The following is a 26,515-nucleotide window of genomic DNA, read 5'->3' on the forward strand; positions in this document are numbered from 1 at the left end:
GCGCTGCGGCCGCCCGCCCGGACAGCTCAGAAACCGGTCAGAAACCGGCCAGAACCCGCACAGAGACCGCTCAGGGATCGTTCGGAAGCGACTCAGGGAAGGTCCGGGAACGGTCAGGAGAATGTCAGCTCCGGCTTGTAGAGGTCGATCCAGAGCGCGAGGTCGAGGGTGCGCTCCAGGCCACGGCGGGAGGCCTGGGTGATCTGCGGGACGTCCCGCTGTGCCGCACGGCGCACCCGGTCCGTGTCGACCAGGTCGAAGACCGGGTGGGACGGCCTGGTCAGGAGATCCTTCGCGTGTTCCTGGAGAGCGAGGGCGTACTTGGGGTCCTGGGTGGAGGGGTACGGGCTCTTCACCCGGTCGTAGACCGACTTCGGCAGCACATCCGCCGTGGCTTCCCGCAGCAGGCTCTTCTCCCTGCCGTCGAAGGACTTCAGGGACCAGGGGGTGTTGTACACGTACTCGACCAGTCGGTGATCGCAGAACGGCACCCGCACTTCCAGACCGACCGCCATGCTGGCCCGGTCCTTCCGGTCGAGCAGTACGCGCACGAACCGGGTGAGGTGCAGATAGCAGATCTTGCGCATCCGGTACTCGAAGTCGCTCTCAACGGAGAGCCGTTGGATGCCGGAGACGGCTCCCGCATAGCTGTCCCGGATGTAGCCGGGCAGGTCCAGCTTGGCGCTCAGGTCCGGGCGCAGTACGTCGGAATCGTCCCCGAAGTGCTCGGAGAAGCGCACCAGCCAGGGGAACATGTCGGCGTTCCTGGCGCCCTCGTCGAAGAACTGCAGGTATCCGCCGAAGACCTCGTCGGCCGACTCCCCCGAGAGCGCCACCGTCGACTGCTCGCGGATGGCCTTGAAGAGGAGGTACAGCGAGGCGTCCATGTCGCCGAAGCCCATGGGCATGTCGCGTGCGGTGATCATACGGGCGCGCACATCGGGGTCGGCCAGCGCGTGCGAGTCGAGCACGATGTCCCGGTGGTCCGTGCCGGATGCCTTGGCGACGTCGTGGACGAACGGGGTGTCGGGCGTGCCTCGCAGTTCGTCGGCGACGAAGTTCTCGGCCTGGCCTACGAAGTCGACGGCGAAGCTTCGGACCGTCTCGTCGGTCTCGGCGAGCTGGCGGGCGGCTATCGCGGTCATCGCGGAGGAGTCGAGTCCCCCGGAGAGGAGCGTGCAGCGGGGCACGTCGGAGACGAGCTGCCTGCGGACGATGTCGTCGAGGAGCGTCCGCACATGGGCGATGGAGGTGTCCTGGTCGTCGGTGTGCGGCCGGGTCTCCAGGGACCAGTAGACATGCCGGCGCAGCCCGCCGTGGTCGACGGTCACGACCGTACCGGGCTCGACCTCGTGCATCCCGTCCCAGAAACCGTGGCCGGGGGTCTTGACCATGGCGAAGAGTTCGCGCATCCCGCTGAGAGAGACCTTGGGCCGGGCCAGCGGATTGGCGAGGATCGCCTTGGGCTCGGACCCGAACAGCACGCCGTCCGGGGTGGGGTAGTAGTAGAAGGGCTTGATGCCCATCCGGTCACGGATCATCACGAGCTTCTGGTGGCGACTGTCCCAGACAGCGAAGGCGTACATGCCGTTGAGGCGTTCGGCCACCCCTTCGCCCCACTCCAGATAACCGTGCAGCACGACCTCGGTGTCGGACTCGGTGACGAACCGGTGCCCGCGGCCGGTCAGTTCACGGCGCAACTCGGTGAAGTTGTACGCCTCGCCCGAGTAGACGATGGCCACGTCGCCCTGGTCGGTTTCCACGGTCATCGGCTGGCGGCCGCCGGGCAGGTCGATGATGGCGAGGCGGCGGTGCCCGAGACCCGCAGAACCGTTGATCCAGGTGCCGCGGTCGTCCGGGCCACGGCAGGCCATCGTCTCGGTCATTGCATCCAATGTTTCGGACTCGGCTCGCAGATCACGGTCGAAGGAGACCCAGCCGGTGATTCCACACATGTGATTCCTCCTGCTTCCGATCACGTCCGGAGCCTCCCGCCCCCGCGTTGATCAGCGGAAATACGGGGCGAACGGGCTGCGGAACCGGATCAGTTGTAATCAGCACCTATGTGACGAGCGTGAGTCACACGACTGCATGCAGTCAACGCACGGTTAACATTGCGGCCCTCCCCGACCCAGCCATTTCAGCCGTCCAGGGCTTCCGGTCGCTGCGAGCCCTGCCGGAGGAACCCCTGTCCTGCGCACCTCGTGGCCGCACTCCCGACCAGCGGAACGATGAGATCAAGCCACAGGCAAAGACTTCCTCAATCCCGGCGACCGTCTCGTTTCAGCACCGGTCCGTGCGCCCCGACGATCCGGTCGGCGCGCCCTCTCGCAGCGGGAGACGGGTATGCCCGCAGTGCCGGGCTTGTTCTTGGAACGACGGCAACAGTGCGCAGCGCATGGCGCATTGCCGCTGATTCTCGGCACTGCTGCTGACTCCTGGGCTGCTGCTCACTTCCGGGCCACTGCTCACTTCAGGGCAACTGCCGGCTCCAGGGGCTGCTACCGGCGCTCCCCTGATCTGATCGCGTGCCGCCCGATGACAGTTCTCTACGCCTGACGCGCCGCGCCGGGGACGCGGATCTCCAGCTGTTCCAGGCGCTGTTGCAGCAACTGGAGCGCACCGCGCTGGCGTCCGGGCACCCGGCGGCGCAGCCCGGCCAGGTCCGGGGCGAGCGTGCGGATCCGGGCGGAATCCGATATCAGCCCCCACTCGTGGTGCGCCCGGTCCACGGCGGCCTCGACCTCTGCGTCGTCCTCGGCCTGGCCGCTCTGCAGACGCGCGCCGGCGGCCATCAGCCATAGTTCGCAGCTGCGTCCGGCATCCCCGGCCAGGTGGGCGAGGTCGGCCCGGACCTCCAGCCAGTGCAGTGCCTGAGCCGAACCCGGCCCGTACGCACGCAACGCCTCACTCTCCCAGGCGGCAGCCGCGGCAGCCGCTTCGGTATGACGCCCGGCCCGCGCCGCCGAGAGTATCGCGGGATGCGGATCGGGGGCGGGGTCCGGCGGCGTGGAGACCTGGACCGCGACCGCGGAGGGGACACGGACGGGCGCCGAAGCGGCCGCCCCGGCGGGGGCGGCCGTGCGGTGAGGCCGGTCCGGGGCTGAGGCCGGGCCGGCCGGGTCCGGGTTTGCATTCGGGCCGACCGGGTTCGGGGCCGAAGCAGTCTCCCGGCTGAAATGTCGCGGGGCCGGGGCGGTGTTCTGGCCCGCCGGGCCCGGGGCCGAAGCGATCTCGCGGCCGAACTGCCGCGGAGCGGAGGCAGCGTCCAGACTGGACTGCTGTGGAGACGGGGCGGTGCCCGGGCCGGACCGCTCCGGAGCCGATGCAGTGTCCCTGCTGAACTGTGTTGGCACAGCGGCCCGTTCGTGCTGCGGTACGAGGCCGGGGTCTGCGGCTGCCGGGTGGCCTTCGCCAGCACTGAACAGCAGCGCGCCATCGGATCCGCCCCGGCTCACCGCCAGTTCGTGGAGCTGGTGCATCGGCGGCCTCGCTCCGGTACGCCAGATCTCGGCTATGGCCTTCAGATAGGTGGGTCCGGGCACCGTGCGGCGTCCGGGGGGCGGCGCGACTCGCCCGTACAACCGTACGCCGGGCCCGAGGCCGAAGCCCTCGCGCGTGAGCTGTCCCCAGGCTTCCGTGTCCGCCACCAGGTCGACGACCACGGTCGCCGTACCGGGCGGCCGGACGGCGAGTTCCGTCGCGAGCCAGTGCCAGGGCAGCCCGCTGTAACGCACGGTGGCCGCCGTGGTGCGGGCCAGCGCGAGGTGCACCAGCCGCTGTTTACGGTCGAGTTGCAGCTGGCCCGCGATGTACAGATGGAGCGGACCGGGGGCGGCAGCGACGGAACGCAGCCGGGTCAGGACCGTCTGCGGATCCATGGGGTCCGCGAGTTCGACGACGGTCGCGAGGGGGGTCCCGGTCAGCGCGCTCGGGGGCACCGCCGCGAGCGACGCCAGCACGGAGGTCGCGTCGGTCAGACGGCCCCTGCCCTCCGGTGCGGCCGCGAGCAGCAGGGCGGTCCCCGGTGTCATGTCGTCCCCTTTGAACACCAGAACCGTATCCGGTAGAAGGTGTGATCAGTACCGCAGCCGGTGGCTTCGGTACACCAGTCAGGGCCACGGCCCCCTCGGCCGACCGGACTTCAGCGCGCCCGCTCCCGCACGACGGGAGCGGACCCACCGAACCTACAGCGGGTGACACCGTCATCCGCCCCGGCGGCCTCCGCCGTGCGCCACCGCCTCAGCCGGCCACGGCCGAGGACCCGGTCAGGAACCGGTCAGGAACCGCACCGAAAGCCAGGCAGCACGCCCGAGCCCGCCCGGGTCACTTCTTTTCCATACCGGCGATGATCTCGGCCAGTGCGCGCGTGACATACGTTTCACTGACCTCCTTGCTGACGCCGAGCCCGGAGAGCACTCCCGCGCCGTCCTCGAACTCAAGCAGGGCGAGCAGGATGTGCTCGGTTCCGATGTAGTTATGGCCGAGCCGCAGAGCCTCCCGGAAGGTCAGTTCCAGTACCTTGCGCACAGCGGCGTCGTACGGGATCAGCTCGGGCACCGTCTCCGCTGCGGGCGGCAGCGCGGCGGAGACGGCTTCGCGCACGGTATTCAGTGGCACCCCCTGCGAATTGAGCGCTTGCGCGGCAAGCGCTTCGGGCTCGGTCAGGAGCCCGAGCGTCAGATGACCGACTCCGATTTCGGCGTTCCCCGCCGCGCGGGCTTCGTCCTGAGCCCCCGTCACGACGCTCTTCGCGCGCGGCGTGAAGCGGTCGAATCCCTGGCTGGGGTCGAGGGTCAGGGCTTCACCTGCCCCCTTGGGGACGAAGCGCTTCTGTGCGGCCTGCCGGGTCACCCCCATGCTCTTGCCGATGTCGGTCCAGGAGGCACCCGATCGCCGCGCCTGGTCGACGAAGTGACCGATCAGATGGTCGGCCACCTCCCCCAGGTGGTCGGCGGCGATGACCGCGTCGCTGAGCTGTTCCAGAGTGTCGGAGTGGACTGCCTTGATGGCCTCGATCAGGTCGTCGAGCCGGACCGGATTCGTCATGGGCTGCGGATTCACCATGCGACAACCCTAGGTTGACAGCGTCGAGGGTGTCAACCTTTGGTTGTCAGCTCAGGGCGGGTCCATGGAGGTGACCGACCGGCTCACCGGACCCCTCAGGGACTCCGGACGGCGCCACTTCGCCGGCAACGGCCCCGCCCGGCCGCCCCCTTGCCGCCGCGACACCGTGACGGAAGCGCCGGACCGGTCGGCCTCCTCACCCGGCCGGGGGGCGCCCAGGGCCGCGCGGGCCTCCTCCAGTGCCAGGATCAGACTCGTCCTGCACCAGAGGATCTCGTCCGGATCGTCCGGCGCCAGCAGCCGCTCGACCACCTCCCGAGCCGCCGGGGAGTCCGGGCGCACCACCACCGGATCCGGCCGGAGCCTGCTCAGATACGCGCGCTCGTACGGATCGTCCACCACCTCCGCGAGCTGCACCGGATCGAGCGCACCGGCCAGCACGGCCGCGCGGGCCCAGGCACCCTCCGCGCGCCGTAGCAACAGCGCCTGCCTTCGGCCCCGCCAGTTCCGCGCACGCCAGCCCTCCCCGGCCTCCACCCTGCCGCGCAGCGCTTCCGGAGCCCGGCCGGTGAGCAGCGCGGGCTGGTTCACCGCGAACTCCTCGACCTCGGCGGCGAGATACATCCAGACCACGGCCCGGTAGCGGTTCAGCCGGAACGAAATTGGCGTGAAGCAGCCCGCACGGGCCAGCCGGGTGAACCTGGCCCGGCTGACACCGATGAGCCCGGCCGCCTCGGCGGTCCCGACCGTTCGCACCCGCTCCCGCAGTGCGTCCGGGAACCCGTCCATGGCCCTGAGCCGGTCGATCTCCTCCATGGCGACCCGGCGCCGCGCGCCACCCGTGTCCGTCGTGACCCTGATATGGCCGAGCTGGACCGCAAGCTCGAACCGGTCCCGCTCCAGGCCCAGTTCTTCAGCGGCCCTACCGAAGGCCAGCCCCTTCCCCGCGCCCCCTGCCGCCGCGTTCACCTTGCCGCGGCCCGCTTCGGTTACAGCCATGACGCACTCCCCCGTAAACGAACGAATACTCTCTGTGATCAGAGTAGCCGGGGGAGCCCCACGCCCGGCCGGCCTGTGGAAAACTCCCGAGGCCAGAGCGGAAAGCGCAGGTCAGCGCGGCATTACCAGGAATTACCAGGTCGCGGACGAAGCGTCGTCGGGCTGTCTGGCGGCGACGGCGAGATGCTCGCCGACCCGGTTGACGAGCAGGGTCATCTCGTACGCGATCTGCCCGATGTCGGCCTCGGCCGTACTCAGGACCGCGAGGCAGCTGCCCTCCCCCGCCGCGGTGACGAAGAGGATCCCCTCGTCGAACTCGACCATCGTCTGGCGGACGCCGCCCGCGCGGAAGTGCCGCCCCGAGCCCTTGGCGAGACTGTGCAGACCGGATGCGACGGCGGCCAGATGCTCCGCGTCCTCCCGCGCCAGTTCTTTGCTCACCCCGGTGACCAGGCCGTCGTTGGACAGCACCAGCGCATATCTGACGTGCTCGACCCGGCTCGTCAGGTCGTCCAGCAGCCAGTCGAGTCCCTTGCTCAGTGCCATGTCCCGGCCCTCCCCGTTGATTCCGTTCCCCGGTCCCCCGAACTCCCGCCAGCCTTCACCACAGCCGCGCTTCGGGCAAGGAGACGCGTTCGGGGCGATTTCGGTTCGCGACCCGGCCGTACACGACCGATGATGTGGTCATGGCACAGCAGATGACCGAAGACCAGTGGCGGGCCTTTGTCTCGCACTCCACCCGCACCGGCAAGCTCTCGACCGTTCGCGCCGACGGGAGCCCGCACATCGCCCCGATCTGGTTCGTCCTGGACGGCCAGGACCTGGTGTTCAACACGGGCAAGGACACCGTCAAAGGGCGAAATCTGGCCCGCGACGGACGCGTTGCCCTGTGCGTGGACGACGACCGCCCGCCGTTCTCCTTCGTCGTTCTCCAGGGCCGCGCGACACTGAGCGAGGATCTGGCCGATGTGGGGCACTGGGCGGGCAGGATCGGAGCCCGGTACATGGGCGAGGACCGCGCGGCGGAGTTCGCCGAACGCAACGGCGTGGCAGGCGAACTCCTCGTCCGGGTGCGGATCGAGAAGGTTGTCGCCCTGGCCGACATGGCGGAATAGGCCCCCTCGCGCACCAGGGCATCCGGCGCCCTCGGCCCCGGCGTACCGAAAACGGCCGTGGTTCAGTACACGCCTGCCCTGCGGACCAGCGCGCGCCACCACGCGGAACGTGCCGGGCAGTGTCCGGGCGCGCGGCGCCGCGAGGGGCCGCCCATGAACCGTCCGAGCCCGCGACACCACCCGGGACCGGCCCTGAACCGTCCGGGCGGATCCTGCCGTACGCCCTGGATATCGTTGAGAAGCCGTTCCTTCAGCCCGGCGGGAACCCCCGTCCGCAGCGCGATCCCGAGCCTCGCCGCCGTGGCGGACAGCTCGTCCGCCTCCTGTGAGCACGGCGGGCACTCGGCGCAGTGCGCCCGGAACCTCGCCCGCTCGTCATCGGCGAGCGCGTGCAGCGCATATGCACCGATCGCCGTATGCGCGTCATCGACCGCCACCACACCTCCCGGACGTCCGACCGGCCGAAGTACCGGTATCCGTTTCACCTCGTGTTCGGTGGTGGGAGAGCCGGGGATTGGTCGCGGACGCCACAGGGTGGCCCCGGGCCGGTTGGCAGAGGGGCACAACCAATCCGCCGGACGGTCGGTGCCGAAGAAGACACCGTGACGAAATCTCCCAGCACATGGATCCGCGTCCCACTGGCAGCGCTGTGCGGTCTGCTCTCGGGCTATGCGGCGCTCGCCGTGGCCGAACTGGTATCGGCCGCCGTCCGTCCCGAGTCGGGGCCGGTCGTGGCAGTGGGCTCCGCCGCCATCGACCGCACTCCTCCGGCGCTCAAGGACTGGGCGATCCGGCACTTCGGCACCAACGACAAACTGGTTCTGCAGCTCGGCATCCTCGCGGTCCTCATCCTTCTGGCCGCCGCGCTCGGGATACTGGCGCTACGCCACCGCCCGGTCGGCGCCGCAGGTGTGCTGGTCTTCGGTGTCATCGGCAGCGTGGCGGCGACGAGCCGGCCCGACTCGACCGGTTTCTCGGACGCGCTGCCATCGGTGGTCGGCGCGGTCGTGGCGGCGGGCCTGCTGTACTGGCTGGCCGGCCGGCTCACCCAGGGCGCAGCGGATCCGGGCCCGGCCGCCACAGCCGATCCGGCTCCGGCCGCCTCCGGCCAGGGCGACCGCGACGCTCCGGAAGGGGACCGGGACACCCCGGACGAGGACCGCGACGCTCCGGAGAAGGCGGGGCACGAGGAGGAGCGGGGCTGGGACCGCCGTGGTTTCGTCATCGCCGCCACCGCGGCCGCCGCGGTGTCCACCGGGGCCGGAGTGCTGGGCAGGTCGCTCAACAACGCCAGCGGCGGCGACGCGGTGGCATCCCGGAACGCGGTCACGCTCCCCCGCCCCGCCTCCCCCGCCGCTCCCGTGCCCAAGGGCGCCCAGCTGCGGGTCCCGGGAATCAGCCCCTTCATCACGCCCAACGACGACTTCTACCGGGTGGACACCGCCCTGGTCGTCCCCAAGGTCGATGCCGGCAGCTGGAAGCTGCGCATCCACGGCAAGGGCGTCACCCGGCCCCTCACGGTCGACTTCATGAACCTGCTGCACCGGGACCTGATCGAGCGCACCATCACTCTGACCTGCGTGTCCAACGAGGTGGGCGGGGCGTACGTCGGCACCGCCCGCTGGATCGGGGTACGCCTCACAGATCTGCTCAAGGAAGCGGGGGTGAGGCCGCCGTCCAAGGGCGGCCCGGCCGATCAGCTGGTGGCGCGCTCGGTGGACGGGATGACGATCGGGAGTCCCGTCGAGGACGTCATGGACGGCCGCGACGCGATGCTCGTGGTGGGCATGAACGGCCAACCACTGCCGTTCGAGCACGGATTCCCGGTACGGATGCTCGTCCCGGGCCTGTACGGATACGTCTCGGCCTGCAAGTGGATCAAGGACATCGAACTCACGACGTTCGACGACTACGATCCGTACTGGGTGAAGCGGGACTGGTCGAAACGCGCGCCCATCAAGACCGAGTCGCGCATCGACACGCCCAAGCCGTTCGCCCGCCCCAAGACCGGCGAGACCGTGATGATCGCCGGGGTCGCCTGGGCCCAGCACCGCGGGATCGAGCGCGTCGACGTCCGTGTCGACGACGGTCCGTGGAGCCAGGCCCACCTCGCGTCGCAGGACACGACCGACACCTGGCGCCAGTGGTCCTTCCCCTGGAAGCCCACGTCGTCGGGCAGCCACACCCTGACCGTGCGGGCGACCGACCGCACCGGAGAAACGCAGACGTCCAAACGCACCAACACGATTCCGAACGGCGCGAGCGGCTGGCACTCGGTCGTGGTCACCGCGGAGTGACCCCCGTGGCCCCGGCACCGGCCGGATCGGCATACTCGGCGGTACCCGAACCTCTCTGGAGCGACTGATGGCATCAACACCCGCGCCCGGCCAGGCCATTGCGGATTTCACCCTCCCCGGCGGTGTCCTCAGGGACGACGTCTTCGAGCGGCGGGACTTCGTACTGAGCGAGCAGCGCGGGCATCCGCTGGTCCTGGCGTTCTACCCCGGCGACGACACCAGCGTCTGCACCAAGCAGCTGTGCGCGTACTCCAGCGGCCTCGAAACCTTCACGGACTGCGGCGCCGAGGTCTGGGCCATCAGCCCGCAGAGCGTGGACAGCCATGAGGAGTTCGCCCGGAAGTACGGTCTCCGGATGCCGCTGCTCGCCGACACCGACCGGTCCGTGGCGCGGGCCCTCGGCATCGCGGCTCCGGGCATCGGCCTGCGCCGTGCCGTGTTCCTCGTCGCCCCGGACGGCACGCTCCACTGGAAGCATGTGGCGCTGCTGGGTGCCACGTTCCAGTCGACGGAGACGCTGGCCCGGCAGCTCGCCGGTCTCGGTGCGGCCGGGAGCTGACCCGGAACAGCGACGGGCAGACCGGGGCCCCGACGTAACCGGTGGCTGACCCGGTACGGCCACGGGCAGGCGCGTCAGCGAGTGGCAGCCTGCCGTTCGCGCCGCTCGTGCCTCTCGTGCCGGGCGCGCCAGTACGGATTGTCGTGCGGGAGGCCGCCGGACACCCGGCCGTACATCCCGAAGGTCATCAGCAGGAGTCCGACCACAAAGCTGAACAGGACGTTCTGCATGTGGAACGCCAGGAAGTTGGCGCTGGTGCCGATCAGTGCCAGGTTGACGAACCCGCTGATGATGAAGAGGACGCCGATGACCATGTTGAGCATCGACGAGATGTTTCCGCCGATGACAGAGCCCGCGAGCAGGATCAGGCCGATCACGATCGACAGGACGCTCAGCGCTCCGTTGGTGTTCAGTCCGGCGACCATGTCCCCGCCGGTGCTGAAGAACCCGATCTTGTCGATCATCCCGAGTATGCCGAAGACCAGCAGGGCGAGCCCCATGAGACCGGCCCCGAAGCGGTAGACCCGGCTCAGCTTGTGGTCGACCGGCAGATGCTCGTCCAGGACGAAACGGTTTCGGGGAGCGTGCGCGGTATGGCTCGTAGCCATCTCTGATCCTCCTCCGTTGCCGGCGGCACCCCACCCCGGTCGGCCGCTCAGGAGGGACCGACGGGCCGGTATGCCCCTTTTGCTGCTTTTCATGGTATTCGATGCGGTGCGACATGGAGATGGGAGCGGCCGGACGGGAGCGGCCGCATACCCGGCGCTCAGCCGTCCCGGGTCCTGGCCGGGGGATCATCTCCCCATGACCGATGACCACACACACGTCCAGGAGTTCTTCGGCGCCCGCGCCGCCGACTGGGACAGCCGGTTCCCGGACGACGGGCCCGCCTACGCGGCCGCCGTCGCGGACATGGGGCTGCGCCCCGGTGACGCCGTTCTCGACGCGGGCTGCGGTACCGGGCGGGCGCTGCCCGCGCTGCGCGAGGCGGTCGGGGCGGCGGGGGTCGTCATCGGGGCCGACCTGACGCCCGGGATGCTGGAGGCGGCGGTAAAAGCGGGGCGGCATCGCGACGCCCAGCTGCTGCTCACGGATGCCGCCCGGCTGCCCGTGCTCACGGAATCGCTGGACGCCGTGTTCGCCTCGGGGCTGATCGCGCATCTGCCCCACCCCGAGGACGGGGCACGGGAGCTGGCCCGCACCGTCAAACCGGGCGGCCGGCTTGCGCTGTTCCATCCGATCGGCCGGGCGGCACTGGCGGCCCGGCAGAAGCGCCGGCTCTCCGAGGACGACCTGCGCGGTGAGAGGCGACTGCGGGCGCTGCTCGCCGCCTCGGGGTGGCGGATGACCTCGTACACCGACGAGCCGGACCGCTTTCTCGCACTGGCGGTGCGCCAGGGCTAGCAGTCTCTGTTCGGACCGGGCAGGGCGCCCGGAGCCGGGTCCTGCGGGGCGTTCGCGGACAGCCCTATACCGCCTCGACCGCGGTACCGATGCCCAGTGCCACCAGGACCACGGCAGCCGCCCGTTCCAGGACGGTATTGACGCGCGGGCGGCGCAGCCAGGACAGCATGCGAGTCGCGAACGCCGCGACGAGGCTCAGCCAGAGGGCCGCGATCACGGCGTCGATGACACCGAAGACCAGGGTCATCGAGAGGGGTGCGTGGCCGTCGGGGAGGAATTGCGGGACCACGGCCACGAAGAAGATGCCCACCTTGGGATTGAGCACACAGCTCAACAGCCCCTGCCGGAAGGCCCGTCCATGGGTGGGGGCGAAACCGGCCGGCTCCCGTACGCCCTCCAGTTGGTCCACGGCGCCGCGGCGCGAGGCCCACAGGCTCTGCGCACCCAGGAAGACGAGATACGCCGCACCGGCCAGCCGCACACCAACGAGCGCCGCGTCCCACCGCTGCAGTGCCGCCGCCAGTCCGACGGCGGCGGCCACCGCCCAGGCGAGCGAGCCCGACGCCGCTCCCAGCGCGGTGGCGATCCCCGAGAAGCGGCCGACCCGCATGCAGTTGCGCAGGACGAGGAGAGTGTCGGGGCCGGGTGCCACCGTGACCAGCAGGGCGAAGAGAGCGAAGCTGACGAAGGCGGTCGTCACGGCAGGCCCCTGTCCTGGCGGGGAGAAACGGAAACGGAGCCGCACACCCCGCTCCGGTCATCCTAATCGGCACAGGACCGCCGGACAGGCCCCGGGGCGGCGCTGCGGACGCGGCGGCCGGCGGCCCGGCACCGATGCATCACCGAGGCTTCACAAGCGGAGAACTTTCCTCCGATTCACCACTCGACGGTGGCGTTACTGACTGGTTAGGGTGCGCCGACGACTGATCAACAGGAGGCTCCAGTGACGGGGACGGCCGATACCGGCGACGACGCACTCTATGTCCTGACTGCGGTTCTGCTGACCCCAGCACAGTTCCCGAGCGTGCTCGGCGACGACTTCCCCTCGGCCTGCCGCTCGCTCGGGCTGGAGACCCGTACCGACGGTTACGGGATGGTCCTGGGGCAGGACGGCACGGGCGCGCGGTGGACCGTGGTCATCGACGATGTGTCGCTGGTCGCCGTGGCCATCGCGTCCTGGGACTGCGGCATGGAATACGACCTGTCGCCGGACGACCGCTCGATCGTCGCCTCGCTCCCGGGATGGCCGCTCGATGTCGCTGTCGCCGCCCCGGGAGTACCCGCGCCGCACGACCCCTTCGATCTGCCCGAGGGCGTCCCCGCTCCGCTCTCGCCGCCCTCGTCGGACGTCTGGGGCCCGGCGCAGCGCCGACTCGGCGCCGACGAGATCGCGCTGCAGTGGACACAGTGGCGGGACCAGATCGGCGAGGACGAGATCTTCGTCCCCGTCGCTCCCGCAGAATCGCCCGCCCCGGAGGCGGCAGGGGCCCAGGAGCAGCGGCTGGGGCAGCGGGAGGAGCAGGGCGAACGCCAGGAGCCCGCGAGGGGCCAGGAGCCCGCGAGGGGCCAGGAAACCGGCTCTTCCGGGGCTTCGGCGGAACCGGGAGAGCGCACGCATTCCACGGGCCCCGCAGCCGACTCCGGTGCCGAAGCCGACTCCGGTGCCGGAGAGCGGAAGCCGGGCCCTGTCCGCCACGTCATCGACGAGCTGCGGGCCTATCTGGACACACCGCCACCCCTCGGGCGCATCAGGTCGGCCTTCGCGCCGGGCGGTGCCCGCACGCTGCGCGCGGACGGCCCCGGCTGGTCACTGGTGGCCAGGACCGACGACATGGCCTTCGTGCTCCTCGACGACCAGCCGGGCGATGTGGTGCCGATCGGCAGGGGCCCTGCTCTGCCGTCGCTCCTTGAGGCCCTGGAGAAGCTGGCGGTGCGCCCCGCCTGACCGGGACAACGGCGGGCTCCCCCCGCTGGATCCGGGCAGCACTCCGTACAGCTCCGGCGGATATGCGGTGCACGGCCCCAATGGCCCTGCGCACCCCGGCCGGGGCCGCATCCGCCGGGGCCGCATCCGACGGGGCCGTGGATCAGCGGCCTATCTCCTTGCGGGTGATCCTGCGCAGCCTCCTGCGCTGGCTGGGGTCGAGCAGCAGATAGGCGACCACAGGCACTCCGACCAGGACCAGCAGCCCCGGAAGGAATCCGATGAGCATCATCAGGATGATGCCGGCGACCACGCCGCCGACGGCGATCATTGCGGGCTTGGACATCAACGCCTCCTCAGCGGCTGATGCCGCTCTCTCTATTCAGTAAAACGCACGGGTGTGCCCAGCGGTTCCGGCCCGGGTTTGGGCCGGGGTCTGGGCCCGGTTACGGCCCGGGTTCCTGCCCGGCGCCGCTAGGACGCGCGCAGCGGCTCTCCGACCTCGTGCATATGGGCCAGCGCCTGCCGGTAGGAGTCGATCAGGGAGGTCTGCGCGTACGGCATCCCCAGCGACCGGCAGTGCGCGCTCACCAGCGACTGGGCGAGCCGCAGATGGGGCCTGGGCATGCTCGGGAAGAGATGGTGCTCGATCTGGTAGTTGAGCCCACCGAGGAACCAGTCGGTGAGCGGCCCGCCCCGTACGTTGCGAGAGGTCAGCACCTGGCGCTGCAGATGCCCCCAGCGCTCGCCGTCCGGGTCAGGCATCTCCATACCCTTGTGGTTCGGGGCGAAGGTCATCCCGAGGTGCAGCCCGAACAGGGCGTGGTGGACCAGCGCGAAGACCACGGCCTTGCCGGGGGACATGGCTGTCAGCAGGAGTGCGGCGTATCCGGCGATGTGCGCCAGGAGCAGCAGGCCCTCGACGGCCTGTTCGCCGTCCGGCCTGCGGCGCCCGTCCCGCTTCTGCCAGGTCAGCACCGTCCGGAATCCGGAGACCTTCAGGGCGATGCCTTCGAGCAGCAGCAGGGGGAAGAAGAGCCGCGCCTGGTTACGGGTGAGCCAGCGGGAGAGGCCCTCGCGCTCAGCCGCCTGCCGCTGTGTCCAGACCATGACACCGACACCTACATCGGGGTCCTTGTCGACATGGTTGGGATTGGCGTGGTGACGGTTGTGCTTGTCGTTCCACCAGCCGTAGCTCATACCGAGCAGCAGATCGCTGTGGAGGAATCCGACAGCCCGGCTCACCCTGCGGTCGCCGGATATCTGCGCGTGTCCCGCGTCGTGGCCGATGAAGGCGGTGCGCGACCAGAGGACGGCCAGCGGGAGCGCCAGCAGGAGGGTCCACCAGGAGTCACCGGCCAGGATCACGGCGGCGGCCGTCGCGGCGAGGGCCAGCAGGTTGGTGCTCATGCTGAGGAGATACCAGCCGGTGCGCCGCTCCAGGAGCCCCTGCGCCTTCACCGCTCTCAGGAGGGGGGCGAAGTCGCTGCCCGTCCTCTGCTCGGGTTCCGCGAGCAGTGCGGCGGTCTGTGACATGTCGGTCTCCGGTCTGTTGGCCCCTGCGCTGACCTCATAAAACGTAGAGTTCAGGGGTGTCGCGGACCATGGCGCCACCACCCGGCCGTGTGAGGGGGCCAGCCCCCGGCGGAAGAGGGGGTGCTACCCCCACCCTGTGCGGAACCGGTTCTGCCGCATCCGCGGAACGTCCCCGCCGGCCTCTGCGATGAGGTACTCTCAGCGATCCCGAACCGCAGTAGTCAAATTTGAGGAATGCGCTATCGCTGTGCAAGGACTCTCCACGGCAACGCTCTCCACAACGCTCTCCGAGATCTCCCCGCTCTCCCGCTGCTCCGCGGCCTTCCTGCCTGCCGACCCGGCGCGTACCGGTCGAATCGCCTTCTGGTGCCCCGACGGGAGCGAGCCGCCGACGGGGCCTGGCCCCACCGAGGAACTGCTGGTCACCGATGGCGGAGCGCATCCGTACCCGGTGCGTGCGACGGTGCTGACCGTACGGGAGGCCCTGCCCGTGCTCACCCGTGGCCGGGCCGGGCCGCAGGCGTCCGCGGCCGTTGCGTTCTGGGGGTCTTCCGCGCTGCTCGCGCTGCAGCTCGCCGCCCGCGGGCGGCTGCTGCCGGGGCTCAGCGCCGGTGGCTACGAGACCTGGCGGGCAGGACCGCTCGACGCGGCGGATCTGGTCCGTGTAAGGGAACTCGCCGCGGCCATGCCGCCCACCGCACGCGCGGTAGTGCCCGACCCGGCGTCCGGCCCCGTACTCCTGCCCGCGTCGGAGCCGTTGGTGCGCGCTTTCCTGGACGCCGTGGCGGACGGTCTGCCGCGGACGCCCGCCGCGTCCCTGGCGGCGGGAAGCCCCGCCTTCACAGCCGACGGACCGATGAAGCTGCCGGAGCAGCAGGCCTGGGCCGCCGATGTCGCAGCCGGGCAGGACGCCGGTGTCCGGATCTCCCTGCGGGTGGAGGTGACCGGGCTGTCCACCGCGGACGCGGAGAGCGGCGAAGGGCCGGCCTTCCGGGCGGTGCTGCAGATGCACGGCGTCGGCGATCCCTCCCGCACGGCGGACGCCTCGGCCGTCTGGGCGGGATCGGCACCCGGCTTCGGCCCGCGGGCCCGGATGGACGCCCTGCTCGCCCTGCGCCGGGCGGCCCGCGCCTGGGCGCCGCTCACACCTCTGCTCTCGGCCGCCGTGCCCGACGCGGTCGAGCTGGCCGACGAGGAGGTCGCCGAGCTGCTCGGCGAGGCCGCGCGGGCGCTCTCCGCCGGAGGGGTACGGGTCCACTGGCCGAAGGAGTTCTCCCGGACGCTCACCGCGCGGGCCGTTATCGGCGCCGCGGACGACAGCCCCGGTCCGGCCACCGATGCCGGTACCGGTAGCGCACGCGTGACCGCTACCGATACCGCACGCGCGGCCGGGAACCACGCAACGGACCTGCCGTCCATGCTCTCCGCCGGCTCCCTGTTCGCCTTCGACTGGCGCTTCACCCTGGGTGATCAGCAGCTGAGCCGCGCCGAACTCGACCAGCTCGCCGAGGCGAGCAGGCCGGCCGTGCGGCTGCGCGACCGCTGGGTGCTGATCGACCCGGAGGAGATGCGCCGCGCCCGCGACAGCAAGAGCCGCGCCGTCGCCCCCATCGAGGCGCTGGGGGCCGCATTGGCCGGCTCGGCCGATATGGACGGGCAGCAGGTGGAAGTCACGGCGACCGGCCCGCTGGCACGGTTGCGCGACCGCCTCACCGACCCGGAGGGCACCGGACAGCAGACCGTCGGACAGCCGGCGGCGCTCCAGGCCGCCCTGCGTGACTACCAGTTGCGCGGACTGAACTGGCTGCACCGGATGACCTCGCTCGGTCTCGGCGGCTGCCTCGCCGACGACATGGGGCTCGGCAAGACCATCACCCTGATCGCCCTGCATCTGCACCGGCAGGGCGACCCGGAATCGGCGGGCCCCACCCTGGTGGTCTGTCCAGCCTCCCTGATGGGCAACTGGCAGCGGGAGATCGAGAAGTTCGCGCCGGGCACTCCCGTACGCCGCTTCCACGGCGCGGCACGGAGCCTGGAGCACCTGGCCGACGGGGAGTTCGTCCTCACCACCTACGGCACCATGCGGCTGGACGCCGAACGGCTCGCCGGTGCCCCGTGGGGTCTGGTCGTCGCCGACGAGGCACAGCATGTGAAGAATCCGTACTCCGCAACGGCCCGGCAGCTGCGGACCATCGCCACCCGGGCCCGGGTGGCTCTCACCGGCACCCCGGTGGAGAACAACCTCTCCGAGCTGTGGGCGATCCTCGACTGGACCACACCCGGTCTGCTGGGGAGGCTGGGCGCGTTCCGTACGCGCTACGCCCAGGCCGTCGAGGGCGGGAACGACCCGGCGGCCACGGAACGGCTCGCCCGGCTGGTCGCGCCGTTCCTGCTGCGCCGGCGCAAGTCCGATCCGGGAATCGCGCCCGAGCTGCCGCCGAAGACGGAGACCGACCGCGCGGTGGCACTCACCAGGGAGCAGACCGGTCTGTACGAGGCGGTGGTACGGGAGACCCTCGCGGAGATCTCCGCGGCCGACGGTTTCGCCCGCCGCGGTCTCGTGGTGAAACTGCTGACGGCGCTGAAGCAGATCTGCAACCACCCCGCCCAGTACCTCAAGGAGGAGCAGCCTCTCGTCCAGGGCCGCTCGGGCAAGATCGAGCTGCTGGACGAACTGCTCGACACGATCCTCGCCGAGGGCGCGGGGGTGCTCGTCTTCACCCAGTACGTGCGGATGGCGCGGCTCATCGAGCAGCATCTGACGGCCCGTGGGGTGCCCACCCTGCTGTTGCACGGCGGGACGCCGATCGCCCGGCGCCAGAACCTGGTGGACCGCTTCCAGGCCGGCGAAGTGCCGGTGTTCCTGCTGTCGTTGAAGGCCGCGGGCACCGGGCTCAACCTGACCCGGGCCGAGCATGTGGTGCACTTCGACCGCTGGTGGAACCCGGCCGTCGAGGCCCAGGCCACCGACCGTGCCTACCGCATCGGACAGAACCGGCCCGTGCAGGTCCACCGGCTGATCGCCGAGGGGACCATCGAGGACCGGATCGCCGGCATGCTCGACCGCAAGCGCGAACTGGCCGATGCGGTGCTCGGCGGCGGTGAGGCCGCGCTGACCGGGCTGACCGACGCCGAACTGGCCGATCTGGTGGAGCTGCGAGGGAGTGGACGATGAGTGGTACGGACGCACCGGAGCGCACTTTCGCCGCCCTGGCACCGCGTGAGGGCCGTGCTTTCGCCGGAACCTGGTGGGGCCGGGCCTGGCTGAAAGCCCTGGAGGACACGGCTCTCGACGGCGGGCAGCTGAAGAAGGGCCGCGGATACGCCCGCCGGGGCGCCGTCGGAGCGATGACCGTGCGGCCGGGGCGGATCACCGCTGTCGTACGGGACCCGGACTCGGCGCGCTACCGCAGTGATGTGCTGCTGCAGCAGCTGAGCGACCAGGAGTGGGACCGGTTCCTCGGGATGGCGGTGGAGAGCGCGGGGCACATCGCGGCGCTCCTCGACCGTGAGATGCCGCCGCACCTGGTGGAGGACGCAGCAGCGGCCGGGGTGGAACTGCTGCCGGGGCCCGGTGATCTGGAGCCGGAGTGTTCCTGCGACGCGTGGGACCACTGCCCGCACACGGCCGCGCTCGGCTATCAGGTGGCGCGTCTCCTCGACGAGGATCCCTTCGTACTGCTCCTGATACGCGGACGGGGTGAGCGGGAGCTCCTTGACGAGTTGCAGAGGCGCAGCGCGGGCCAGGCGGCCGGCCAGGCGAGCGCCGGGGCGTGCGGGGAGGACGACGAGCCGGGGGGCGTGCGGGCCGACGAGGTGTTCGCGGCCCTGGCCACATTGCCGCCGCTGCCCGCGCCGCCGCCGGTCCCGGACGCACCGGGCCGGCCTCCTTCGCTGGAAACGGAGAGCGGCCCCGGGCCGGGTCTGGACCCCGGAGCGCTGGAGTTCCTCGCAGCCGACGCGGCCCGTAGAGCAGCGGTCCTGCTGACCGAAGCGCTCTCCCCGGGCCATGAACACCACCCGCTGACAACGGAGTTGACGCCGCAGCAGGATGCCGTACGGCTGGCCGTCGCGGCCCCGGACGCGCGGCTGGTGGAACGTCTCGCCGCAGGCTCGGGCCGGAGCCGCGCCGGGCTGGACATGGCCGTCCGGGCGTGGCGCTGCGGCGGCCCGGCCGCGCTCTCCGTACTGGAGGAACGGTGGACCCCGGACCCCGAGGGACTGGCGCGGGCACGCGCCCAGCTCGACGGGGCGTGGGAACAGGGGGCCTGTCCGCGGTTCGAACGGGAGGACAACCGCTGGACCGTGGTGGGCGCCGGTGCACAGCTGCGCTACGCACCGGACGGGCGCTGGTGGCCCTATCGCGAGGAGCGGGGCGGCTGGGTCCCTGCCGGGCCCGCCGATCCGGACCCGGCGACGGCGCTGGCCCTCACGGCCGAGGACGGGTGACACCGGCGGCGGGTACCGGAGCGGTCGTCACCCCCGAACAGCGGGTAGTGGGGCGCCCCTTGCCGCCGAAGGACGGGAGGGAGCGGCCCCCGGTCACCGGCGCACACGGCCATGATCCCTGCGCGCCGGGAACACCGGTCCGCGCACCCGCCCTCCCGGGCGATTGAACGGCCTGTCTGACCTGCGGCAACGTAGTCCGGGCCGGTTCAGGGGAGCGGAGAGCGGCTGCGCTCCCCTGAACCGGGTCCAGCGATTCCGTCATCCGGACCGCAGTTCATGAACGGGAGAGAGACATGATCCGCAACGGTACGAAGCGCGCACTGGCCATCGGCGGTGTGAGCGCCGCCCTGCTCGGTGCCACGGTGCTGGGCGCGGCGCCCGCACTGGCCGACACCTCGGTCACCGCGTGGACGCACGGCAGCGTCCACGCCGGGCCGGCCTCAGGTGAGCGCGTGGTGAGCTACGTGAACGCCAACTACAGCTACAACGCGGCCTGCTGGCTCGAAGGCGATCTGGTCCGCGACAAGGGGATCAGCAACCGCAACTGGGTGCGGCTCAAGCTCAACAGCGGCGGCGTCGGGTACGTCAGCGCGATCTACCTCAAGGGCAACGACAAGGGCAATGTGCCCAACCACTGCTGATGCGGGGTGATCCGGGCTGACCGGGCCGATCCGGGCCCGTCGCCCTCGCCCGGCGATGACGACGGCGCCCTCCGACACGGCGGAGGGCGCCGTCCCGCTCCGGCCCCGCCGCCGACGCCGCGCCGCAGCCGTCAACCGCTCCGCCGTCAGCACCGCTCCGCCGCCCGCCTGTTTCGTCATGGCGCTGAACAATTTAGTATCCAGGGCGCCGCCGGAAAGCGACCCGGCGCCCGGCACTCAGAGCGGAGCAGACCGATGACAGCACCTGAAGGCCCCCTGGTCATCGGAGTGGACTCCTCCACCCAGTCGACCAAGGTGCTGGTCGTCGACGCCGCGACCGGCGAGGTCGTCGCGCGCGGGCAGGCCGCGCACACCGTCACGGGCAGCGGCGGCGCCCGCGAGAGCGATCCGGAGCAGTGGTGGGGGGCGCTCACCGACGCGCTCCAGCAGTGCGGACCCGCCGCGGGCCGGGCCGCCGCGATCTCGGTCGGCGGTCAGCAGCACGGGCTCGTGACGCTGGACTCGGCGGGACGGCCGGTACGTCCGGCGATGCTCTGGAACGACGTCCGCTCCGCGCCGCAGAGCGAGCGCCTCATCGGGCAGTTGGGCGCGGACACCTGGGCCGGGCGCACCGGAAGCCTGCCGGGCCCCGCCATGACCGTCACCAAATGGGCCTGGCTGCTGGAGAACGAGCCGGACGCCGCCCGCGCCACCGCCGCGGTCCGGCTCCCGCACGACTACCTCACCGAACGGCTCACCGGCCGGGGCACCACCGACCGCGGCGACGCGTCGGGCACGTCCTGGTGGGCCACCAGCACACAGGCGTACGACGAGGAGATCCTGCAGCTCGCCGGGGTCTCCCCCGAACTGCTGCCCGATGTGGTGGGGCCGTCGGAAGCGGCGGGCACGGTACGCGGACTGCCCGGCCTGCCGCTCGCCGCCGGAACCCTGGTGGCGCCGGGCACCGGTGACAACGCCGCAGCCGCTCTCGGCCTCGGGCTGCGTCCCGGCCGGCCCGTCCTCAGCCTCGGCACATCGGGCACGGTGTACGCGGTGTCGAGGCGGCGGCCCGTCGATCCCTCGGGCACGGTCTCCGGTTTCGCCGACGCGCGGGGCGACTGGCTGCCGCTCGCCTGCACCCTCAACTGCACCCTGGCCGTGGACCGGATCGCCGCACTGCTCCAGCTGGACCGGGAGGCCGTCGAGCCCGGCGACGGCCCGGTGGTCCTGCCCTTTCTCGGCGGTGAGCGCACACCTCATCTGCCGCAGGCGGCGGGGCTGATGTACGGGCTGCGCCACGACACGACGGGCGGCCAGCTCCTCCAGGCCGCCTACGACGGCGCGGTCCACGCGCTGCTCGCCGCCCTGGACCGGGTCCTGGACGAGGAGGCCGACCCCGGCGCTCCGCTGCTGCTGATCGGCGGCGGGGCCCAGGGCACCGCCTGGCGGGAGACCGTACGGCGGCTGTCGGGGCGGCCGGTCCAGGTGCCCGAGGCGAAGGAGCTGGTGGCACTCGGCGCGGCGGCGCAGGCCGCTGGGCTGCTGCTCGGCGAGGACGCGGCCGAGGTCGCACGCCGCTGGGACACCACGCGGGGCCCCCGGTACGAGCCGCTCGCCGTGGACGAACCGGCTCTGCACCGGATCGGTGCCGTCCTCGCGGACGCGGATCCGCTGCTGCGCGGGGGCGAGCACCGGGGCTGACCGAACCGGCACCGGCCGCACCGGGCAACTCCCCCCGCTCCGCGAGCACATCGGCCTCTTCCGTCCCTCCCGTCCCTGCCCGTACGGTTGGCGGGCGGGACTCGTGCCGGTCGACGGACACAGGGAGTCGGAGAATGCCGGGGGAATCGGACCCAGGACTGCGGCGCGACGCCATCGGGCTGCGCGAGGTCCTCTTCCAGAGCATCACGGCCATGGCGCCCGCGGCGGCCGTCGCCGCGTCGATCCCGTCGGGCGCCGCCTTCGCGGGCGGCAGTCTGCCGCTCTCGGTGCTGGTGGCACTGGTGGCCTGTCTGTTCACCGCGTCGTGCGTGGCCGAGCTGGCACGGCAACTGCCCGCCGCCGGCTCGGTGGCGACGTACTCCGCACGCGGACTGCACCCGGCGGTCGGGTTCCTGGTCGGCTGGGGCTATGTCTTCGTCGAGGCGCTGGTGCCCGCGCTGCTCCTGCTCCAGCTGGGCTTCACCACGGGGGGCACCCTGCACCAGGAGTGGGCCTCGTACCCGGCGGATCTGTGGTGGCCGTGGTCCCTGGCGGGCGCGGTGGTCATCGCCCTGGCCGGTTTCTACGGCGTCCGGGCCTCGGCCCGCTTCGGCACCCTACTCGGCGTCTTCGAAGTGCTCGTCCTGCTGGTCTTCGCCGTCCTGCTGATCGTGAAGGCCGGGGACGCCAACACCCTCTCGGTGTTCGGCACTTCGCACACCGCCCATGGATACACGGGGGCCGGCGGGGTCTTCGCCGGATCCGTCTACACAGTGCTTGCCTTCGCCGGGTTCGAGGCGGCCGCACCGCTCGCCGAGGAGGCACGCGACCCGCGGCGCACCATGCGGCGGGCGGTGCTCGGGGCGGCCCTGGCGATCGGCCTGTTCTACGTCCTGACCACCTACGCCATGTCGGTGTACTTCGGCCCGGACCGGTTCGCCGGGTTCGGGGTCGCGGGGGCCGCGTCCTGGGAGGGGGTGGCGCGCGCCTCGTTCGGGTTCTTCTGGGTGCTGCTCTTCCTCGCCGTCGTCAACTCGACCATTGCCAACGCCAACGCGTGCGCGAACGTGTCGACGCGTACCGCTTTCGCGCTCGGGCGGATCGGGGTGTTCCCGCGCCCGTTCGCCCGGGTCCATCCCCGCCACCGCTCCCCCGTCACGGGGGTCGCGGCCCAGTTCGCCGTGGCAGTGGCCGCCGTGCTGGGGCTCGGTCTCGCGTACGGCCCGGAGACCGCCTTCGCGCTGCTCGCCACGGTGATCGTGACGGTGGTCATCGGCGTGTACATCGTCGTCAACCTGGCGTGTGCCGGGTACTTCCTGCGGCGCAGGCGCGATCTGTTCCGCCCGGTGCCGCATCTGCTCTTCCCGGTGCTGGGCATCGCCGCCTTCGTCCCGGCGCTCCTGACGGCGGCCGGGATCCCGGCCTTCGACTTCGTCTCCCCGCTGAAGCCGCCCGTCTCGTACGCGGGACCGGTGGTCGGCGGCTGGATGCTGGCCGGTGTGGTGGTGCTGGCCGTGCTGGTGCGCAGACACCCCGCGCGGCTCGCCGAGACGGGCCGGGTGCATCTGGACGGGCCGCCGGTCCCGGCCGGGGTCCGGAACCAGGAGGGTCGCAGCGGCGTTACCGGGGAAGACGACCCGACGCACCACACGACCGACGAGACAGGAGAGTTGCCCGCATGAGTGATCCGCGCATCCTGACAGTGCGGCCCAACGAGGGTGAGTACGCCTGGACGTTCGGCGGGGCGGCCCCGGTGGCCCGCATCGCCCCCGGCACCGTCCTCGATCTGTTCACCGAGGACTGCTTCGCGGGACGGGTGCGCTCCGAGAAGGACCTGGTCTCCGAGGTCTGCGAGTTCCCCTTCCTCAACCCGCAGACCGGCCCCTTCCACATCGAGGGCGCCGAGCCCGGCGACACGGTGGCCGTGCACTTTGTGTCGGTCGAACCGGCCCGGGACTGGGCCGCGTCGACGACCGTCCCGCTCTTCGGCGCGCTGACCTCCACCCACACGACGGCCACCCTGCAGCCCCCGCTGCCCGAGGTCGTATGGATGTGGGAGCTGGACCGCGAGCGGCGCACCTGTCTCTTCCGGGCGCGGGACAGCGACATCGAGGTCGCCCTGCCGATGGACCCGATGCACGGGACGGTGGGGGTGGCCCCGGCCAATCTGGAGGTGCGCTCCGCGCTGGTGCCCGACGCGCACGGCGGGAACATGGACACACCCGAGATGCGGGCGGGTGTCACCTGCTATCTGGGGGTGAACGTCGAAGGCGCCCTGCTCAGCCTCGGCGACGGGCACGCCCGGCAGGGCGAGGGCGAGACCTGCGGGGTGGCCGTGGAGTGCGCCATGAACACCGTCGTCGTGGTCGAGCTGCTGAAGGGCGTGGCGACACCCTGGCCCCGTCTGGAGTCGGACACCCATCTGATGTCGACCGGATCGGCCCGCCCGCTGGAGGACGCCTTCCGGATCTCCCAGCTCGACCTGGTCCAGTGGATGGCGCGCGACTACGGTCTGTCCGAACTGGACGCGTACCAGCTGCTCTCCCAGGCGGGCGAGGCCCCGCTCGGCAATGTCTGCGACACCAACTACACCTGTGTCGCGAAGATCCGCAAGGAATGGCTGCCCGCGGGAGAACCGCACCGCGGTCTGCACCGTCATCTCAGGGAGACCGCGGCGACACTCCCCCGGCTCTGAGGCCGCACCGGGCCGCTTCGCCGGCAGACAGACGTTCCCCCCACCCCAGGAGAGACAGATGGCCCCCAACGCACCGGGTCCCAGCCGCAGACGGCTGCTGCAGAGCGCGGCGTTCGTGGCCGCCGCGAGCGCCCTGCTGCCCGCGACCGACGCGGACGCGGACAGCGCGACGGACACCGACTACCCGACCGCCCACTGGCACCCCGCGTCGACCGCCAACTACACCGCCTCCACCCGCCCTTCGGCCTATCTGGTGGACCGGGTGGTCATCCACGTCACCCAGGAGACCTTCGCCGACACCCTGGCCATCTTCCAGGACCCGGCGAAAGCGGTCACCGCCCACTACGTGGTGCGCTCCGACGACGGGTACATCGCGCAGTGCGTCCGGGAGCACGACATCGCCTGGCACGCGGGGAACTGGGGCTACAACACCCGCAGCATCGGTATCGAGCACGAGGGCTGGGTCGACAAGCCCGAGTACTTCACCGACGCCCTGTACGAGAAGTCCGCGGCGCTCACGGCGTCCGTCTGCGACCGGTACGCGATTCCCAAGGACCGCACGCACATCATCGGGCACGTCGAAGTCCCGGGCACCGACCACACCGACCCCGGCCCCCACTGGGACTGGGTGCGCTATCTGCGGCTGGTCAACTCCGCCTGACGGGACGCTTGCCCGCTCCCGCCGCCGGGGCGACGATGGCGGGGCGACGATGGCCCTGGCCGGTGCACCGGGGCCGGGGAGGCCGAGTTGACCGACACATGGGTGGCTCTGGAGGCGGGAGCCGATCCCGCGCGGCGCCGCAGGGCGCTGCGCGGGGCGTACGAGTCGTTCGCCGCAGCGGGGCGCGTCGAGCGGCCGGTGCGCGCCGGGGTCGCGGAGTCCTGGCGGCGCTCGGCCCGCGCACGGGTCAGCCGCGAGGGGACGGCGCATGTCGAGATGGACGACGACGGGCTCGCGGCATACCGGGACGGCCATCCGCTGGCCCGGGTGATGCCGCTGTTCCGCGAGCTGATGGGCGCCTACGCGATGGACGGCGAACATCTGCTGGCGGTGTGCGACGCCCATGGGCGGCTGCTCTGGGTGGAGGGGCACGCGACGCCCCGCAGACAGGCCGGCCTGATGAACTTCGTCCCGGGGGCGCGCTGGGCGGAGGCGGCGACCGGGACCAACGCGCCCGGCACCGCCATCGCCGTCGACCGCCCCGTCCAGGTCTTCGCGGCCGAACACTTCCAGCGGCCCGCCCACCCGTGGACGTGCGCCGCGGCGCCGGTCCACGATCCGGGCACCGGACGGGTGCTGGGCGCCGTGGACATCACCGGCGGCGACCGGCTGGCCCACCCGCACAGCCTGGCCTTCGTCGGCGCGGTCGCACGGGCCGCCGAGTCACAGCTCGCGCTGCTCGCGCCGCCGCCCGCACCCGGCTCCGTACAGCTGTCGGTGCTGGGGCGGGACGCCGCGCTCCTGGTGGCGGACGGCCGCACGTACGGGCTCAGCCGGCGGCACAGCGAGATCCTCACGGTGCTCGCCCAGCGCCCGGAGGGTGTCACCGGGGACGAGTTGCTGGTCGAGCTGTACGAGGACGAGTCGGTCACCCCGGTCACCCTGCGCGCGGAACTGTTCCGGCTGCGCGGGCTGCTCGGCCCGGACCTGCTGCGGTCGCGTCCCTACCGGCTGGCCGGGCCGGTCGGCACCGACTTCGCCCGGGTGGCACGCCTGCTGGCGTCCGGGGCGGTGACCTCGGCGATGAACGCGTACGCCGGGCCGCCGCTGCCCGGATCGCGGGCGCCCGCCGTGGTCCGGCTGCGCAGGCGCCTCGCCGACCAGCTGCGGGAGGCGCTGATCGCACGCGGGGATCCGGGGCTGCTCGCGGACTGGGCGTACAGCCCGTGGGGCGAGGACGACCTCCCCGTCTGGCAGGCGCTGGCCACGGCGCTGCCCGCCCGGCAGCGGTCGTCCGCCGTGTCACGGGTGCGTGAGCTCGACGCCTGGCAGCGTTCCTGAGCACGGCCGTCTTCCCCCGACTGCCTCTCCCGTACTGCGCGGTCGCCCGGTGCTCCTTACTGTCGGCTGATAGAGCACGTGCCCGGCGGTGCGGCACGGCCGGCCGGCAGCCACCGCGGACCGGTG

Annotated in this window: 23 protein-coding genes; 13 read left to right on the forward strand and 10 right to left on the reverse strand. The window is 71.6% G+C overall.

Annotation, left to right across the window (positions count from 1 at the left end):
- Window positions 1–113: 113 nt before the first annotated feature.
- The 5 genes from asnB to ACWGKJ_RS10385 form a co-directional block, all read right to left on the reverse strand.
- On the reverse strand, window positions 114–1,955 hold the full coding sequence (gene asnB / locus ACWGKJ_RS10365; protein WP_385018351.1) for an asparagine synthase (glutamine-hydrolyzing): 1,842 nt from the start codon (window positions 1,953–1,955) through the stop codon (window positions 114–116).
- A gap of 594 nt (window positions 1,956–2,549) precedes the next feature.
- Entirely contained in the window at window positions 2,550–4,034 is a 1,485-nt protein-coding gene (locus ACWGKJ_RS10370) for a hypothetical protein (RefSeq protein WP_385018353.1), read from the reverse strand.
- Window positions 4,035–4,326: 292 nt separating this feature from the next.
- Window positions 4,327–5,067 (reverse strand): Clp protease N-terminal domain-containing protein, encoded by a 741-nt coding sequence (locus tag ACWGKJ_RS10375; RefSeq protein WP_385018355.1) that lies wholly within the window; start codon window positions 5,065–5,067, stop codon window positions 4,327–4,329.
- A 51-nt stretch (window positions 5,068–5,118) separates the two neighbouring features.
- Entirely contained in the window at window positions 5,119–6,066 is a 948-nt protein-coding gene (locus ACWGKJ_RS10380) for a DUF6397 family protein (protein ID WP_385018357.1), read from the reverse strand.
- Window positions 6,067–6,198: 132 nt separating this feature from the next.
- A complete protein-coding gene (locus ACWGKJ_RS10385; protein WP_385018359.1) occupies window positions 6,199–6,612 on the reverse strand; it encodes a roadblock/LC7 domain-containing protein in 414 nt (137 codons plus the stop codon).
- A 140-nt stretch (window positions 6,613–6,752) separates the two neighbouring features.
- Between ACWGKJ_RS10385 and ACWGKJ_RS10390 the strand changes: the two genes are divergently transcribed.
- Window positions 6,753–7,181: a PPOX class F420-dependent oxidoreductase gene (locus ACWGKJ_RS10390; RefSeq protein ID WP_385018361.1), complete on the forward strand. Its 429-nt coding sequence runs from the start codon at window positions 6,753–6,755 to the stop codon at window positions 7,179–7,181.
- 62 nt (window positions 7,182–7,243) lie between these two features.
- Here the strand turns inward: ACWGKJ_RS10390 and ACWGKJ_RS10395 are convergent, their stop codons facing one another.
- Window positions 7,244–7,618: a zf-HC2 domain-containing protein gene (locus tag ACWGKJ_RS10395; RefSeq protein WP_385018363.1), complete on the reverse strand. Its 375-nt coding sequence runs from the start codon at window positions 7,616–7,618 to the stop codon at window positions 7,244–7,246.
- 165 nt (window positions 7,619–7,783) lie between these two features.
- Here ACWGKJ_RS10395 and ACWGKJ_RS10400 point away from each other — a divergent pair, with 165 nt between their 5' ends.
- Window positions 7,784–9,478, forward strand: coding sequence for a molybdopterin-dependent oxidoreductase (locus ACWGKJ_RS10400; protein WP_385018365.1), 1,695 nt, complete (start codon window positions 7,784–7,786; stop codon window positions 9,476–9,478).
- Window positions 9,479–9,545: 67 nt separating this feature from the next.
- Window positions 9,546–10,037 carry a peroxiredoxin gene (locus tag ACWGKJ_RS10405; RefSeq protein WP_385018367.1) on the forward strand — a complete coding sequence of 164 codons (492 nt, stop codon included), beginning with the start codon at window positions 9,546–9,548 and terminating at the stop codon, window positions 10,035–10,037.
- Between the two features lie 74 nt (window positions 10,038–10,111).
- On the opposite strand, the gene ACWGKJ_RS10410 is transcribed toward ACWGKJ_RS10405, so the two are convergent.
- Entirely contained in the window at window positions 10,112–10,645 is a 534-nt protein-coding gene (locus tag ACWGKJ_RS10410) for a DUF4383 domain-containing protein (RefSeq protein WP_385018369.1), read from the reverse strand.
- A gap of 196 nt (window positions 10,646–10,841) precedes the next feature.
- Here ACWGKJ_RS10410 and ACWGKJ_RS10415 point away from each other — a divergent pair, with 196 nt between their 5' ends.
- Window positions 10,842–11,441 carry a class I SAM-dependent methyltransferase gene (locus tag ACWGKJ_RS10415; protein WP_385018371.1) on the forward strand — a complete coding sequence of 200 codons (600 nt, stop codon included), beginning with the start codon at window positions 10,842–10,844 and terminating at the stop codon, window positions 11,439–11,441.
- 64 nt (window positions 11,442–11,505) lie between these two features.
- On the opposite strand, the gene ACWGKJ_RS10420 is transcribed toward ACWGKJ_RS10415, so the two are convergent.
- Window positions 11,506–12,141 (reverse strand): LysE family translocator, encoded by a 636-nt coding sequence (locus tag ACWGKJ_RS10420; RefSeq protein ID WP_453315706.1) that lies wholly within the window; start codon window positions 12,139–12,141, stop codon window positions 11,506–11,508.
- A gap of 243 nt (window positions 12,142–12,384) precedes the next feature.
- Here ACWGKJ_RS10420 and ACWGKJ_RS10425 point away from each other — a divergent pair, with 243 nt between their 5' ends.
- Window positions 12,385–13,386 (forward strand): hypothetical protein, encoded by a 1,002-nt coding sequence (locus ACWGKJ_RS10425; protein WP_385018375.1) that lies wholly within the window; start codon window positions 12,385–12,387, stop codon window positions 13,384–13,386.
- Window positions 13,387–13,528: 142 nt separating this feature from the next.
- Here ACWGKJ_RS10425 and ACWGKJ_RS10430 read toward each other — a convergent pair whose 3' ends face one another.
- Together ACWGKJ_RS10430 and ACWGKJ_RS10435 are read right to left on the reverse strand one after the other, a co-directional pair.
- Window positions 13,529–13,711, reverse strand: coding sequence for a hypothetical protein (locus ACWGKJ_RS10430; protein WP_266861614.1), 183 nt, complete (start codon window positions 13,709–13,711; stop codon window positions 13,529–13,531).
- A 128-nt stretch (window positions 13,712–13,839) separates the two neighbouring features.
- Window positions 13,840–14,901, reverse strand: coding sequence for a fatty acid desaturase family protein (locus tag ACWGKJ_RS10435; RefSeq protein WP_385018377.1), 1,062 nt, complete (start codon window positions 14,899–14,901; stop codon window positions 13,840–13,842).
- A 187-nt stretch (window positions 14,902–15,088) separates the two neighbouring features.
- Between ACWGKJ_RS10435 and ACWGKJ_RS10440 the strand changes: the two genes are divergently transcribed.
- The 8 genes from ACWGKJ_RS10440 (at window position 15,089) to ACWGKJ_RS10475 (ending at window position 26,389) form a co-directional block, all read left to right on the forward strand.
- Window positions 15,089–18,076 (forward strand): DEAD/DEAH box helicase, encoded by a 2,988-nt coding sequence (locus tag ACWGKJ_RS10440; RefSeq protein WP_385018379.1) that lies wholly within the window; start codon window positions 15,089–15,091, stop codon window positions 18,074–18,076.
- Window positions 18,073–19,350 carry an SWIM zinc finger family protein gene (locus ACWGKJ_RS10445; RefSeq protein ID WP_385018381.1) on the forward strand — a complete coding sequence of 426 codons (1,278 nt, stop codon included), beginning with the start codon at window positions 18,073–18,075 and terminating at the stop codon, window positions 19,348–19,350. The genes ACWGKJ_RS10440 and ACWGKJ_RS10445 overlap by 4 nt, the downstream gene beginning before the upstream one ends.
- Window positions 19,351–19,643: 293 nt before the next feature.
- Entirely contained in the window at window positions 19,644–19,991 is a 348-nt protein-coding gene (locus tag ACWGKJ_RS10450; protein WP_385018383.1) for an SH3 domain-containing protein, read from the forward strand.
- A 255-nt stretch (window positions 19,992–20,246) separates the two neighbouring features.
- Window positions 20,247–21,692, forward strand: a complete 1,446-nt coding sequence (xylB, locus tag ACWGKJ_RS10455) for a xylulokinase (protein WP_385018385.1) — start codon at window positions 20,247–20,249, stop codon at window positions 21,690–21,692.
- A 134-nt stretch (window positions 21,693–21,826) separates the two neighbouring features.
- Window positions 21,827–23,374, forward strand: coding sequence for an APC family permease (locus ACWGKJ_RS10460; protein ID WP_385018387.1), 1,548 nt, complete (start codon window positions 21,827–21,829; stop codon window positions 23,372–23,374).
- Window positions 23,371–24,387: an acetamidase/formamidase family protein gene (locus ACWGKJ_RS10465; RefSeq protein ID WP_385018389.1), complete on the forward strand. Its 1,017-nt coding sequence runs from the start codon at window positions 23,371–23,373 to the stop codon at window positions 24,385–24,387. The genes ACWGKJ_RS10460 and ACWGKJ_RS10465 overlap by 4 nt, the downstream gene beginning before the upstream one ends.
- 58 nt (window positions 24,388–24,445) lie before the next feature.
- Window positions 24,446–25,048 carry an N-acetylmuramoyl-L-alanine amidase gene (locus tag ACWGKJ_RS10470; protein WP_385018391.1) on the forward strand — a complete coding sequence of 201 codons (603 nt, stop codon included), beginning with the start codon at window positions 24,446–24,448 and terminating at the stop codon, window positions 25,046–25,048.
- Between the two features lie 87 nt (window positions 25,049–25,135).
- Complete coding sequence (locus ACWGKJ_RS10475; protein WP_385018393.1) at window positions 25,136–26,389, forward strand: GAF domain-containing protein; 1,254 nt, start codon at window positions 25,136–25,138, stop codon at window positions 26,387–26,389.
- Window positions 26,390–26,515 lie beyond the last annotated feature (126 nt).

Source organism: Streptomyces sp. NPDC054757, assembly GCF_053612185.1.

Coding starts and splice junctions, on each gene's coding strand:
- asnB (WP_385018351.1), bottom strand. CDS start 1,955: ATGTGTGGAATCACCGGCTGGGTCTCCTTCGACCGTGATCTGCGAGCC.
- ACWGKJ_RS10370 (WP_385018353.1), bottom strand. CDS start 4,034: ATGACACCGGGGACCGCCCTGCTGCTCGCGGCCGCACCGGAGGGCAGG.
- ACWGKJ_RS10375 (WP_385018355.1), bottom strand. CDS start 5,067: ATGGTGAATCCGCAGCCCATGACGAATCCGGTCCGGCTCGACGACCTG.
- ACWGKJ_RS10380 (WP_385018357.1), bottom strand. CDS start 6,066: ATGGCTGTAACCGAAGCGGGCCGCGGCAAGGTGAACGCGGCGGCAGGG.
- ACWGKJ_RS10385 (WP_385018359.1), bottom strand. CDS start 6,612: ATGGCACTGAGCAAGGGACTCGACTGGCTGCTGGACGACCTGACGAGC.
- ACWGKJ_RS10390 (WP_385018361.1), top strand. CDS start 6,753: ATGGCACAGCAGATGACCGAAGACCAGTGGCGGGCCTTTGTCTCGCAC.
- ACWGKJ_RS10405 (WP_385018367.1), top strand. CDS start 9,546: ATGGCATCAACACCCGCGCCCGGCCAGGCCATTGCGGATTTCACCCTC.
- ACWGKJ_RS10410 (WP_385018369.1), bottom strand. CDS start 10,645: ATGGCTACGAGCCATACCGCGCACGCTCCCCGAAACCGTTTCGTCCTG.
- ACWGKJ_RS10415 (WP_385018371.1), top strand. CDS start 10,842: ATGACCGATGACCACACACACGTCCAGGAGTTCTTCGGCGCCCGCGCC.
- ACWGKJ_RS10430 (WP_266861614.1), bottom strand. CDS start 13,711: ATGTCCAAGCCCGCAATGATCGCCGTCGGCGGCGTGGTCGCCGGCATC.
- ACWGKJ_RS10435 (WP_385018377.1), bottom strand. CDS start 14,901: ATGTCACAGACCGCCGCACTGCTCGCGGAACCCGAGCAGAGGACGGGC.
- ACWGKJ_RS10440 (WP_385018379.1), top strand. CDS start 15,089: ATGAGGTACTCTCAGCGATCCCGAACCGCAGTAGTCAAATTTGAGGAA.
- ACWGKJ_RS10445 (WP_385018381.1), top strand. CDS start 18,073: ATGAGTGGTACGGACGCACCGGAGCGCACTTTCGCCGCCCTGGCACCG.
- ACWGKJ_RS10450 (WP_385018383.1), top strand. CDS start 19,644: ATGATCCGCAACGGTACGAAGCGCGCACTGGCCATCGGCGGTGTGAGC.
- xylB (WP_385018385.1), top strand. CDS start 20,247: ATGACAGCACCTGAAGGCCCCCTGGTCATCGGAGTGGACTCCTCCACC.
- ACWGKJ_RS10460 (WP_385018387.1), top strand. CDS start 21,827: ATGCCGGGGGAATCGGACCCAGGACTGCGGCGCGACGCCATCGGGCTG.
- ACWGKJ_RS10465 (WP_385018389.1), top strand. CDS start 23,371: ATGAGTGATCCGCGCATCCTGACAGTGCGGCCCAACGAGGGTGAGTAC.
- ACWGKJ_RS10470 (WP_385018391.1), top strand. CDS start 24,446: ATGGCCCCCAACGCACCGGGTCCCAGCCGCAGACGGCTGCTGCAGAGC.